10 protein-coding genes are annotated in these 12,737 nt (G+C 64.5%); 9 read left to right on the top strand and 1 reads right to left on the bottom strand.

Annotated features, from left to right (window positions below; all coding sequences use genetic code 11):
• Positions 1 to 46: 46 nt before the first annotated feature.
• Positions 47 to 835, bottom strand: a complete 789-nt coding sequence (locus QUH67_RS28335) for an N-acetylmuramoyl-L-alanine amidase (protein ID WP_300942784.1) — start codon at positions 833 to 835, stop codon at positions 47 to 49.
• Between the two features lie 363 nt (positions 836 to 1,198).
• On the opposite strand from QUH67_RS28335, the gene rsmH reads away from it, so the two are divergent.
• The 9 genes from rsmH to QUH67_RS28290 all read left to right on the top strand — a co-directional run bounded on the left by rsmH (position 1,199) and on the right by QUH67_RS28290 (position 12,674).
• Positions 1,199 to 2,377 carry a 16S rRNA (cytosine(1402)-N(4))-methyltransferase RsmH gene (gene rsmH, locus QUH67_RS28330; protein WP_300942783.1) on the top strand — a complete coding sequence of 393 codons (1,179 nt, stop codon included), beginning with the start codon at positions 1,199 to 1,201 and terminating at the stop codon, positions 2,375 to 2,377.
• Positions 2,378 to 2,380: 3 nt separating this feature from the next.
• Entirely contained in the window at positions 2,381 to 2,773 is a 393-nt protein-coding gene (gene ftsL, locus QUH67_RS28325) for a cell division protein FtsL (RefSeq protein WP_300942782.1), read from the top strand.
• Positions 2,770 to 4,521 carry a peptidoglycan D,D-transpeptidase FtsI family protein gene (locus tag QUH67_RS28320; RefSeq protein ID WP_300942781.1) on the top strand — a complete coding sequence of 584 codons (1,752 nt, stop codon included), beginning with the start codon at positions 2,770 to 2,772 and terminating at the stop codon, positions 4,519 to 4,521. The genes ftsL and QUH67_RS28320 overlap by 4 nt, the downstream gene beginning before the upstream one ends.
• Before the next feature lie 46 nt (positions 4,522 to 4,567).
• Positions 4,568 to 6,025 carry a UDP-N-acetylmuramoyl-L-alanyl-D-glutamate--2,6-diaminopimelate ligase gene (locus QUH67_RS28315; RefSeq protein ID WP_300942780.1) on the top strand — a complete coding sequence of 486 codons (1,458 nt, stop codon included), beginning with the start codon at positions 4,568 to 4,570 and terminating at the stop codon, positions 6,023 to 6,025.
• Complete coding sequence (locus QUH67_RS28310; RefSeq protein ID WP_300942779.1) at positions 6,022 to 7,404, top strand: UDP-N-acetylmuramoyl-tripeptide--D-alanyl-D-alanine ligase; 1,383 nt, start codon at positions 6,022 to 6,024, stop codon at positions 7,402 to 7,404. The genes QUH67_RS28315 and QUH67_RS28310 overlap by 4 nt, the downstream gene beginning before the upstream one ends.
• 182 nt (positions 7,405 to 7,586) lie before the next feature.
• Positions 7,587 to 8,693: a phospho-N-acetylmuramoyl-pentapeptide-transferase gene (mraY, locus tag QUH67_RS28305; protein ID WP_300942778.1), complete on the top strand. Its 1,107-nt coding sequence runs from the start codon at positions 7,587 to 7,589 to the stop codon at positions 8,691 to 8,693.
• Positions 8,694 to 8,724: 31 nt separating this feature from the next.
• Positions 8,725 to 10,125, top strand: coding sequence for a UDP-N-acetylmuramoyl-L-alanine--D-glutamate ligase (gene murD / locus QUH67_RS28300; protein ID WP_300942777.1), 1,401 nt, complete (start codon positions 8,725 to 8,727; stop codon positions 10,123 to 10,125).
• Between the two features lie 134 nt (positions 10,126 to 10,259).
• On the top strand, positions 10,260 to 11,609 hold the full coding sequence (locus QUH67_RS28295; protein WP_300942776.1) for a DUF5107 domain-containing protein: 1,350 nt from the start codon (positions 10,260 to 10,262) through the stop codon (positions 11,607 to 11,609).
• Between the two features lie 324 nt (positions 11,610 to 11,933).
• Positions 11,934 to 12,674 carry a hypothetical protein gene (locus QUH67_RS28290; RefSeq protein WP_300942775.1) on the top strand — a complete coding sequence of 247 codons (741 nt, stop codon included), beginning with the start codon at positions 11,934 to 11,936 and terminating at the stop codon, positions 12,672 to 12,674.
• The last annotated feature ends 63 nt before the right edge of the window (positions 12,675 to 12,737 follow it).

The following is a 12,737-nucleotide window of genomic DNA, read 5'->3' as shown; positions in this document are numbered from 1 at the left end:
CCGGTCCAGCCGCAGTCACGGCCGCAAGGCTTCGGTCTGGAGCGGACTACTTCGCCGCGACCGCCGTCGTCATGGCATCCGGCGGCAAACTCGCCAGCAGCGCATGCAGCGTGCTCAAGGTCGAGTGATCGGCGATGCCGTCGACGCGCGCCGGACGGAAGTGACGCTGAAAGGCGGTGACCACTTCCATGGTTGGGCCATCGAACTTGCCGTGCGTCGGGACGTTGTAGCCGTATCTGGCGAGCGCCACCTGTAGCCCTGCAACGTCGCCGCCGATGCTGCCGAGCTTCAACGTTTCGCCGCGCACGATCGGCGCGGGCTGCACCCAATGGCCGACACCGGAATTGGCCAGCGAATGCCACGGAAACTTTTCGCCGGGGTCTTTTTTGCGCGCCGGTGCGACGTCGGAATGCGCGAGCACCCGATACGAAGGAATCCTGCGGCGGAGCATGATGCCGCGGCACAGCGCGATCACGGCGGCGATCTGGCGCAGCGGAAAATCCGGATAGCCCCAGTCGTGGCCGCGATTGATGATCTCGACCCCGATCGAACAGGAATTGATGTCGTCCTCGCCGGCCCAGGAAGAGACGCCGGCGTGCCAGGCGCGCTTGGCCTCCGGCACGCATTGCACGATGCGGCCGTCTTCCAGCACGATATAATGGGCCGACACGTCGGTGCCGGGGGTGCACAGCCGGGCGATCGCACCCTCCACATCGGGCATGCCGGTGTAGTGCAGCAGGATCATGTCTGCGAGGCGGCCATTGTTGCGGTCGCCGTGATTCGGCGACGGAATGACGTCGGATGCGATCGAGGAATCCGGGGTGAAGGTCTTCATGTCGGCGTTGGCCCTGGCCACGTGAAGGGCGCGTTGACGCTTCGAATCAATACCAGCAGATGCGAACGAACCAGAAGTCATTTTTCAAAACCAAACCGGGCGGGAGAACGGCAATATCATGTTCGAGCGATAATACCGTTTACTATTCGTTTACCTTGCGCCGGCGCAATGCGGCGACCGGGTTCCAGCCCGCATTTCGATCGGGTGTGTGTGCCGCGCATCACCGGATTTCGACGGGCGGACAGCAGCCTTAAACCTGCGGCCGACCATCAACGCTTTCTTAACGCTAAGTGCCGTTACTAAGTGGTGAAGAGCCGAACCGGGTTGGGGACGGCCGAAGCCCTTTTTCGCGCTCGAATCGCCATGGCAGCCCAGCAAATTCCGTCTGGAAATGAGGGGGCGCAGGGCCGGGCCGGGGCTGGTGATGGTACCTGTTCCCGGCTCTTGGGCCGGAAAAGCCCGGCAAGACGCAGAGATTTGAGGCGCAATGGGGCCGTTCGCGTCCATCTTCCGATTCGCAGGCTGCCATACGCCGGAGCACGGCGCGTGAGCCCGGCTGCCCCGCGTCATATCTCCGTGCTCGGCCGCGAAGCGGTCGAAATGCTCGCGCCCCGTGCCGGCGGCGTCTATGTCGACGCGACCTTTGGTGCCGGCGGCTACAGCCGTGCGATCCTCACTGTCCCTGGAACGCGGGTGATCGGCATCGACCGCGACCGATCGGCGGTGGCCGGCGGATTCGACCTGGTCGAGCAGTCCGAGGGCAGGCTGACCCTGGTTGAGGACCGGTTCTCCAACCTCGCGGAGGTTTGCGCGGCGGAAGGCGTGGCCGGGGTGGACGGCGTTGTGATGGACGTCGGCGTCTCCTCGATGCAACTCGACCAGGCCGAGCGAGGTTTCTCGTTCCGGCTCGGCGGCCCGCTCGACATGCGGATGGGCCATGACGGCCCGACGGCGGCGGACGTGGTGGCGAAGGCCTCCGAGGCGGATCTCGCCAACATCATCTATATCTTCGGCGAAGAGCGTTACTCCCGCGCCGTGGCGCGCGCGATCGTGGCGGCGCGCAAGGAAGCGCCGATCACGACGACGCAGGCGCTGGCCGATATCGTCGGCAAGGTGGTGCGTTCGAAACCGAACGAGATTCACCCGGCGACGCGCACGTTCCAGGGCTTGAGAATTTTCGTCAACGCGGAACTCGACGAATTGCATCTGGCGCTGACGGCCGCCGAGCGCGTGCTGAAGCCCGGCGGGCGGCTGGTGGTGGTCTCGTTCCACTCGCTGGAAGACCGCATCGTCAAGGATTTCTTCAACGCGCGCGGCAAGACCGGCGGCGGATCGCGGCACCTGCCCGAACTGGCACAGGCCGCGCCGAGCTTCCAGATCCTGACCAAGCGTCCCGTGACCCCCGGCGAAGCCGAAGTGGCCGCCAATCCGCGTGCGCGCTCCGCAAAGCTGCGCGCCGGCGAGCGTACCTCGGCGCCGGCGCACGCGGCCGATCGTTTACCGGCCTGGCCCGTTCTCGCCGACGTGATGCGGGGAGGCTGAGCCATGCGGATCATCCATCTCCTCGTCATCGGCGCGCTGATTTTTGCCGCTGCCTATGTCTACCGCATCAAGATGGAATCGACGGCGCGCGTCGAGCGCGTGCTGCGGCTCAACGCCGAGATCCGCGAGCAGCGCGACGCCATCGCTGCGCTGCGCGCCGAATGGGCCAGGCTCGATGCGCCGATGCGGCTGCAAGGGCTCGCCGAACGCCATCTCAAACTGCAGCCGCTCAACGCCACGCAATACGATCAGTTGAAGAACTTGCCGGAACGGCCGCCCGCTTTTGCCAGGCCCGGCTCCCCCGATCCGATCGGCGCGATGATCAACACCATCGAGGCCGCCGCCGACGCACCGCCCACCACCGGGTCGGTGCCCGCGTCGGGAGACCAGCGATGACCGGCCGGACGCGCAGCCATGTCGAGCGGCCCGCCGAGCCGTGGCGGCAGCGGTTGATCCGCAGCCTGCTCTACGGGCGCAACGTCGATCGCGCCGCCAAGGCGCGGGCGCGCGTCGGATTGGCCATCCTGCTGTTCGTGGCCGTCTATGCGGTACTGGCCGGACGTCTTGTGATGTTCGCAGTCGGCGCCGACAGCCATGGCGCGCGGCGCGCCGGCTCGCAGGACGCGATCGCCACCGCGCGGCCCGATATCGTCGACCGCAACGGCGAGGTGCTTGCCACCGACGTCAAGGCGCCGAGCCTGTTCGGCGAGCCCCGGCGCATCATCGACAAGGACGAGGCGATCGAACTGTTGACCGCCGCACTTCCGGACCTCGACGAGGCGGAGGCGCGTACGCGGCTGTCCGGGCGCAAGGGCTTTGTCTGGCTGAAGCGCGAGATCACGCCGAAGCAGCAGCGCGACATCCACAAGCTCGGCATTCCCGGCATCGGCTTCCTGCGCGAAAACAAGCGGGTCTATCCGACCGGCGCGGCCGTCGCGCATCTCATCGGCCTGGTCAACATCGACAACCAGGGCATCGCCGGGATGGAGAAGTGGCTGGACAACAACGGTCTGGCCGATCTGCACCGCGCCGGCTTTGCGACCGATCGCCTGCAGAAGCCGGTGGAATTGTCGATCGACCTGCGCGTCGAACATGCGCTTCGCGATGAGTTGCTGAAGGCAAAGGAAAAATACAAGGCCAAGGCCGCGTCGGGCCTCGTCTCCAACGTGCGGACCGGCGAGATCGTGGCGCTGGTGTCGCTGCCGGATTTCGATCCGAACAACCCGAAAGAGGCGCACGACCCGGACCGCATCAACCGCCTGACCACGGGCGTGTTCGAGATGGGCTCGACCTTCAAGGCGCTGACGCTGGCGATGGCGCTGGATTCCGGCAAGGCCACGCTCAACACTCTATATGATGGCCGCGGCGTGCTGAAGTTCGGCAAGTTCACCATTCACGACACCCACCCCGTCGGCCGCAACATCACGCTGTCGGAAGTGTTCACCTTCTCCTCCAACGTCGGCGCTGCCAAGATCGCGCTGGGGCAGGGCGTCGAGGCGCACAAGGCGTTCCTGAAAAAGCTCGGCCAGATGGACCGGCTGCGCACCGAACTTCCTGAGAGCGCCTCGCCGATCGTGCCGAAGCGCTGGACCGAACTCAACACCATCACGGCGTCCTTCGGTCACGGCATCGCGGTGGCGCCGCTGCAGGCGGTGATGGGCATCAACGCCTGCATCAATGGCGGGTTCTTGATTCCTCCGACCTTCCTGAAGCGGTCGGAAGAGGAAGCCAGGGCTATCGGCAAGCGGGTGCTCCGGACCGAAACCTCCGACAAGATGCGCTATCTGATGCGGCTGAACGCCGAGATCGGCACCGCCAAGAAGGCCGACGTCAAGGGCTACTATATCGGCGGCAAGACCGGCACCTCGGAAAAGGTCGTCAACGGGCGCTATTCCAAGAAGCAGGTGCTCAACTCATTCACCGCGATCATCCCGGCCGACAATCCGCAGTACCAGCTGCTGGTCATGCTGGACGAGCCCAAGGCGCTGCCCGAAACCCATGGCTTCATCACCTCGGGCTGGAACACGGTGCCGGCCGGCGGCAAAATCATCGCCCGCATCGGGCCGCTGCTGGGAATCGAGCCGCGCTTCGACCTGCCGCCGTCTGATCGCCTTATTCTTGCGACATCGAGGACAACCCAGTAAGGCTCATATCACGCGCGCCAAGCTGCGCCGGCCGGACTGGAACACGATGAAACTTCGCGACCTCTTCAGCGATGACGCTGCGATCGAGCCGCAGGCGGAAGCTGTCGATGTGAAAGGCCTGGCCGTCGATAGCCGCGCGGTGAAGCCGGGCGACCTGTTCTTCGCTCTCGCCGGCAGCAAGACCGATGGTTCGCGCTTTATCGATGCCGCCATCAGTTCGGGCGCGGTGGCGGTAGCCGGCGACCATGCGCCGACCGGCCTTGCCGTGCCTTTTGTCGCCACCTCGAATCCGCGGCGCGCGCTGGCGCTCGCGGCGGCGCGATTTTTTCCGCGCCAGCCCGCGACGATTGCGGCGGTGACGGGCACCAGCGGCAAGACGTCGGTCGCCGCGTTCACGCGCCAGATCTGGGAACGGCTCGGTCATGCTTCGGCGAGCATCGGCACCATCGGGCTGGTTTCGCCGAAGCGCACCGTCTACGGCTCGCTGACGACCCCGGATCCGATCGCGCTTCACAAGCAGCTCGACGAAATCACCGGCGATGGCGTCACGCATCTCGCCTTCGAGGCGTCCTCGCACGGGCTCGACCAGTTCCGCCTCGACGGCGTGCGCATCGCAGCCGGCGGATTTACCAATCTGACGCGCGACCACATGGACTATCATCCGGACGAGGCGCATTACCTGGCCGCCAAGCTGCGGCTGTTCCGCGACCTCGTTCCATCAGGCGGCGCGGCCGTGATCTCCGCGGATCATGATTGCTCGCCGCAGGTGATCGAAGCGGCCCGGGCGCGGGGCTTGCGGATCATCGCCGTTGGCCGCAACGCCGATGGCGCAGGTGAGGGCATCCGTCTGGCTGATGCCAATGTCGAAGGCTTTGCGCAAAAGCTCACGCTCGAACATCGCGGGCACACGCATACGATCAAGCTGCCGCTGGTCGGCGAATTCCAGATCGAGAATGCGCTGGTCGCCGCCGGGCTCGCGATCGGGACCGGCAGCGAGCCGGCCGCCGTGCTGGCCACGCTGGAACATCTCGAAGGCGCCAAAGGGCGGCTGGAGCGTGTCGGCGAACACAATGGCGCGCCGATCTTTGTCGATTACGCCCACAAGCCGGACGCGTTGGCGAAGGCGCTGCAGGCGCTGCGGCCCTATGCAAAACGCAAGCTCGTCGTCATCTTCGGCGCCGGCGGTGACCGCGACGCCGGCAAGCGTCCGATCATGGGCGCGATTGCAAAAGAAAACGCCGATCATGTCATTGTCACCGACGACAACCCGCGCAGCGAAAATCCGGCAGCGATCCGCGCCGCGATATTGGCCGAAGCCAAAGGTGCCAGCGACATCGGCGATCGCGCCGAGGCGATCAAAGCTGGAATATCAGCGCTGCAGCCGGGCGATGCCCTGCTGATCGCCGGCAAGGGGCACGAGACCGGCCAGATCGTCGGCGACAAGGTGTTGCCGTTCAGCGATCACGAGGCGGTGGCCGCCGCGCTTGCAGCGAGGGTGGCATGAGCACGACGCCGCTATGGACGATTGCCGAAGTTGCCAGCGCGCTCGGCGTATCGGATGAATTCCCGGACAAGCCGATCGATTTCGTCACGCAGGACAGCCGCCTGGTGAAACCGGGATGCCTGTTCGTGGCGCTGAGCGGCACGCCGAGCGGTGGTTTCATTTCCAGTTTCGCCAGCGCCCGCGACGGTTGGGAATTTGCCGACAAGGCGGAAGCGGCCGGCGCGGTGGCGATGATCGTTCCGCATCGGATCGACGGCGTCAGCGTCCCGCAGTTGATCGTCAAGGACACGCTGATCGATGGCCTGTGGACCTTGGCGCGTGCGGCGCGGGCGCGGTTCACGGGGCCGGTGATCGGCCTGACCGGCAGCGCCGGCAAGACCAGCACCAAGGAATTCCTCGCCGCCTATCCCAACGCCTATGCCAGCCCGAGCAGCTTCAATAATTTCTGGGGCGTGCCGCTGACGCTGTGCAATGCGAGCCCCTCAGCGAGCGTATGGGTCGTCGAAATGGGCATGAACCAGACCGGCGAGATCGCGCGGCTCAGCGAATTGACGAAGCCGACCGTCGCGCTGGTCGTGAACGTGCAGCCGGTCCACCTGGAAAAGCTCGGCAGCCTGGAAGCGATCCGGCGTGAGAAGGTCAGCATCGCACAAGGGCTGCCTGCCGACGGCGTGCTGGTGCTGCCCGATGATGTCGAGGCGCCGGAATGGCGCGGCAGGGTGGTTCGCTTCGGCAAAGGATCCGACGTGCACGTCTTGAAACATGCCGCGCGCGGCGAAAGTTGGGATGTCGAGGTAGAGGTAAGCGGCGGCCGTATCGCGTTCGGCCTGACGCCGGGTGCGCCGCATCGCCTGCAGAACGCGCTGGCCGCGCTGGCTTCTATTCACGCCGCCGGGCTGGAGCCCGCGGTGCTGGCGAAACAGCTCGATCATGTAGGCATCATGACCGGCCGCGGCGTCGAGCAGGCGGCCCGTGGCGTCACCGTGATCGACGACAGCTTTAATGGCAATCCGGCCAGCATGGTGGCCGCGCTCGGCAGTTTGAAGGCACGGCCGGTGAAGGCCGGCCGGCGTATCGCCATTCTCGGCGACATGCTGGAATTGGGCGATGATGCGCCCGCCTATCACGAGAAACTCGCCGCCGACCTGTCGGGTATCGACGGCGTCTACTGCGTCGGCCCGCTGATGCGCCATCTCCATGATCTGGTGCCGGCGGAGCGGGCGCTCGGCTGGCATGAAGACCCGGCCACGCTTGATCCCCAACAAATCGCCGCATTGCTGCGGGACGGGGACGTGGTGGTCGTCAAAGGCAGCAAAAAGATGTTCTGGGTGAACAAGTTTGTGCCCAGGCTGGTGGCCGCCTTGCAGGCAAAGGCGTAAACTGGCCGCACTTGACGGCTGTCGTGTCCGCCGGTGGCGATTCGTCAATACCGCGTGCGTGGCCAAGATTTGCTTGGTTTGAGGATGAAAACGATTATCAAGGCGTCACCGGAACGAATGCGTTGCCGGCGCGCTTCCTGCCAAAAACGGCGCAACCAAGCCGCGTGATAGGGCCGAACTGAATGTTTTATTGGCTGATCGAGCTTTCCAATACCGTTCCAGGTTTTGGCATCTTCCGCGGCGCCTTCAACGTGTTTCGCTACATCACCTTCCGCACCGGCGGCGCGATGGTGACGGGCGCGCTGTTCGTGTTCCTGTTCGGGCCCTGGATCATCGACCATCTGCGGTTGCGGCAGGGCAAGGGCCAGCCGATCCGCACCGACGGTCCGGCATCGCATCTGATCTCCAAGAAGGGCACGCCGACGATGGGCGGGCTGATGATCCTGTCCGGCCTCGTGGTCTCGACGCTGCTGTGGGCCAATCCGCTCAACCCCTATGTCTGGATCGTGCTGGCGGTGACGCTGGGCTTCGGCTTCGTCGGCTTCTATGACGACTATCTGAAGGTCACGAAGCAGAGCCACAGCGGCTTTGCCGGCAAGCTGCGGCTCCTGATCGAGGCGGTGATTGCGCTGGTGGCCTGCTACGCGCTGGTGCGGCTCGGCCGCGACGCAACCTCGACGTCGCTCGTGATCCCCTTCCTGAAGGATATGGTGATCAATTTCGGCTGGTTCTTCGTGATCTTCGGCGCGTTCGTGATCGTCGGCGCCGGCAATGCGGTGAACCTGACCGATGGCCTCGACGGTCTGGCGATCGTGCCGGTCATGATCGCCGCCGCCAGCTTCGGCATGATCTCGTATCTGACCGGCAACGCGGTGTTCTCCGACTATCTGCAGATCAGATACGTCGCGGGCACGGGCGAGCTTGCGGTGCTGTGCGGCGCGGTGCTCGGCGCCGGACTTGGATTCCTCTGGTTCAACGCGCCGCCGGCCTCGATCTTCATGGGCGACACCGGCTCGCTCGCGCTCGGCGGCATGCTCGGTGCGACCGCGGTGGCGGTCAAGCACGAGATCGTGCTGGCCGTGATCGGCGGACTGTTCGTGCTGGAAGCGGTCTCGGTCATCGTGCAGGTCGCCTCGTTCAAGATGACGGGCAAGCGCGTGTTCCGGATGGCGCCGCTGCACCATCATTTCGAGCAGAAGGGCTGGACCGAACCGCAGATCGTGATCCGGTTCTGGATCATCTCCGTGATGCTGGCGCTGGCCGGCCTCTCCACGCTGAAACTGCGGTGATCGCCTTGCATCGGACTTCCGAGGTCAAGCCTTGATCCCCGTCACCTCCTTCGCGGGCAAGACCGTCGCCGTGTTCGGCCTCGGCGGCTCCGGCCTTGCAAGCTGCCACGCGCTGAAGGCCGGTGGCGCGGAAGTCATCGCGGGCGACGACAGCACTGAGAACATCGCCAAGGCGGCGCAGGCCGGCTTCACCACCGCCGATCTGCGCACGGTGTCGTGGGCGAATTTTGCCGCGTTGGTGCTCACCCCCGGGGCGCCGCTGACGCATCCCGCGCCGCATTGGTCGGTGCTGATGGCGCGGCAGGCCGGCTGCGAGGTGATCGGCGACATCGAACTGTTCTGCCGCGAGAGGCGGCGTCACGCGCCGGACGCGCCGTTCGTCGCCATCACGGGTACCAACGGCAAGTCGACCACCACGGCGCTGATCGCGCATTTGATGAAGGTCGCCGGCTACGACGCGCAGATGGGCGGCAATATCGGCACCGCGATCCTGTCGCTGGAGCCGCCGCGCATGGGCCGCGTGCACGTGGTCGAGATGTCGTCCTACCAGATCGACCTGGCGCCGTCGCTCGATCCGTCGGTCGGCATTCTGCTCAATGTCAGCGAGGACCATATCGATCGGCACGGCACGCTGGAGCATTATGCCGCCGTGAAGGCGCGGCTCGTTGCGGGCGTGCAGCCGCAGGGCACCGCCATCGTCGGTGTCGACGACGGCTGGTGCCGCAGCATCGCCGACCGGCTCGATCAATCGGGAAAACGCGTGGTGCGGATCTCCGTGAAGTATCCGCTGCCCGACGGTATCTATGTCGAGCGCGAAACCATCGTGCAGGCCGCCGGCGGCGCGCGCACCGAGATCGCGAGGCTCGGCGGCATCGGCTCGCTGCGCGGGTTGCACAATGCACAGAACGCGGCCTGCGCCGCGGCGTGCGCGCTTGCCATGGGGATCTCGTTCGAAGTCCTGCAAAAGGGCCTGCGCAGCTTTCCCGGCCTCGCGCACCGCATGGAGCAGGTCGGCCGCCGCGGCAACGTGCTGTTCGTCAACGATTCAAAAGGCACCAATGCGGACGCCGCCGCACATGCGCTGTCGTCATTCGGCGACATCTTCTGGATTGCCGGCGGCAAGCCGAAGCAGGGCGGCATCGCAGGCCTCACCGAATATTTTCCGCGCATCCGCAAGGCCTATCTGATCGGCGAGGCCGCGCCGGAGTTTGCCGGTACGCTCGGCGAGCACGTGCCGCACGAGATTTCCGAAACGCTGGACGTGGCGGTTGCCAACGCCGCCCGCGACGCGGAAGCCTCGGGACTCCCCGATCCGGTGGTGCTGTTGTCGCCGGCCTGCGCCTCGTTCGACCAGTACCGCAATTTCGAAATCCGCGGCGCCAAGTTCCGCGATCTGGTGACGGCCATCCCCGGTGTCAAACCGGTGGTTTGATGTAGGATAGGTGGAGCCCATCCTGCTGGTCGAGGGCATCGTCAATGCCGGTTCAAGTTCCCTCACGCGCGAGTTTTTATGCTGCTGTCTTTTTATCGGCCGTTGCGTTTCAAGCGGTCACAGGCACCATCGCGTTGGCTTCCGACCATGTAACGCTCACCGAGTCGACGATCGCGTGGAGCACGGTCAAATACGCGACAGATGCGGAGAACGGCTTTGTCAGCGGCTCGTTCGACAAGAGCGCCATCGTCGATCGCACGTTCAAGTCCTACGTTGTCGAGAACCGATATCTGAAGGTCACGCTCGTCCCCGAATTCGGCGGGCGCATCCTTTCCATGATCTACAAGCCGACCGGCCGCGAACAGCTCTACCGCACCGAGGTCGGCGTGCCCTTTGGCATGAACGCCGGCAATTTCTATTACGACTGGCTGATGGTGTATGGTGGCATCTTCCCCACCTTCCCGGATCCCGAGCACGGCAGGGCATGGTCGAAGCCGTGGGACTTCAAGGTCGTCAAGGAGACTGCCAACGAAGTGACGGTGTCGATGTCGTTCAGGGACGACGTCGCCTATCCCGCCGCGCCCGGCCGGTTTTTCAAGGGCGCGACCGGCATCGAGGCGACGTACTATGTGACGCTGAAAGCCGATCGCGCCGCGCTCGACGCCCGTGTGGTGCTGAAGAATTCGCAAGATCGCGCGGTCGATTATGAATACTGGACGTGCACGACGCTGGCGCCGGGATCGGACACGAACCATCCCAGGACAACCGGCGGCGCCGAAATCATTGCGCCGGTCGAGGCCTACACCACGCCGCGCTACTGGGCCCATCTGGCCGATGGCGACGAGCGCACGGGGGCGGGCAGCCGTTTCGAAAAGCTGCGCCACTTCAGGAACTGGCCGACGATGGGCATCGCCTATGCGGCCCCCGACATGCAGGGCGGCAATTTCTGGGGCGTGATCAACCACGACAATGAAGAAGGGATCATCCGCATCGCCGACAACAGGCTCACGCGGGGTTTGAAGATGTGGACGTGGGGATTTCCGTCGTTCACCAACCAGGCTGACGCGCGCAAGCAGCCGAGCGAGGCGCAGCCCTATGTCGAACTGTGGGCCGGTGTATCGGACCAGTTTTTCCACCGCGCCCAACTGCCCGCGCATGGCGAGGTCTCCATCCCGGAGACCTACAGCCCGACCGTCGGCATGAGCAATGTGACGCATGCGAACGAGAATATATTGATCAATTTCTCGGCCACGGCATCGGGCGTAAACCTTCAATTCTTCAGCATCGAGCCGGCCGCGCCATTGCGCGTCACGCTGAAGCGCGGCGATACGGTGGTGTTCAATGGCGCCATGCAGGCCGATCCCAAAAGCGGCAATCGCGTTTCGGCGACGATGCCTGCCGGCAACCGCGGCGAACAGATGCGGCTGACGATCACCGGCGCCGATGGCAAGGAGCTGATCGCAGCGGAGGCGAGCATAAGATAATTCGCGGCCTGAATCTGCTACGCGCAGCTGTCGTCACCCGCCACCGGGTCGGCCGAATGGCCGCCCGATGACAGGCTCGGGCGGGTGACCCAGTATCCAGAGGCCTCAGCGAGAGAATCGAGGGGCCGCGGCCTACCGGATACCCACCTTCGCGTGGATGACGCCTGTTTGCAGAGCGGTCGTGCGATCAATCGCGTAATGATCTCGTTAACCCTCTGCGAAGAGCTGCCGTCTCTGAACTGGAATTGATGGGCATTCGCCATCGTCCCATCCATTCTCGGTACCGTATGCTGCGATGTGGAAGCTTTCGAAGAGGAGCTGGCCTTGAGCGATAGCACAAGCACAACGGCATCGGTCGTGATCCCCGGGGAACTCCAGTTGAGTAATCCGATCCCTCCACCTGTCACCGTGCCATTGCCGATGATCGCGTGGCCGGACGGGGTCAAGAACTTCTGGTCAGGTCTGCTCTGTCTTGCTGTCGGGGTAATTTCTCTTTCGACCGGTCTGCTCTGTGGCCTCGGTCTGTCGGGTGCATTTGGTCGGGCGGGCGATGGTTTATCGCTATCGATGGTGCTTGTTCTGACATTCATGGCCGTCTTTGGAATAGGCATTGGCGTAGGGTTCATTGGCGCGGCGTTCACCTGCTTGTGGGATGCCGTGCGAGGCGACCCCGTCCTGGAGATCGGCATGGATCGATTGCGCGATCGTCGTTCCGGGCTATCCGTGCCATGGTCTTCCGTGCGATCGGTCGGCTTCCTCAATGGTCGCTTGTTGAGCGTTGACCTGCAGCTTCGCAGTCCCGTTAGCTGTTGGCAGAATCCGTTTCGGATAGGAGTCCTTTTTCATCGCTATCGCCTGATACCGAATCGTGTGATTGTTTCAGTCGCCCATCTGGACGCGAGTGCGCATGTCGTGGCCTACACGATCCTGACACTTGTCCGGCAGAACGGCGGCGAGGTGATCAGCAAGATACCCCATGGCCCAGAGATGTATCCCAGGCTGATCGCGCATGGCACGCCTGCCAATCTTCGATCGTCGCCGGTAGCGTCGGCGCCCGTCACCTGAAAAGTTACCCACCCCATTAACCCCTCGTAAACCATCCTCCGCCACCAATGGGCGTTACCTCTG

This window comes from Bradyrhizobium roseum (assembly GCF_030413175.1).
GTDB classification, from domain to species: domain Bacteria; phylum Pseudomonadota; class Alphaproteobacteria; order Rhizobiales; family Xanthobacteraceae; genus Bradyrhizobium; species Bradyrhizobium roseum.
Note: the sequence above shows the minus strand (reverse complement) of the source record. Positions and strands in the feature narration are given on the sequence as shown.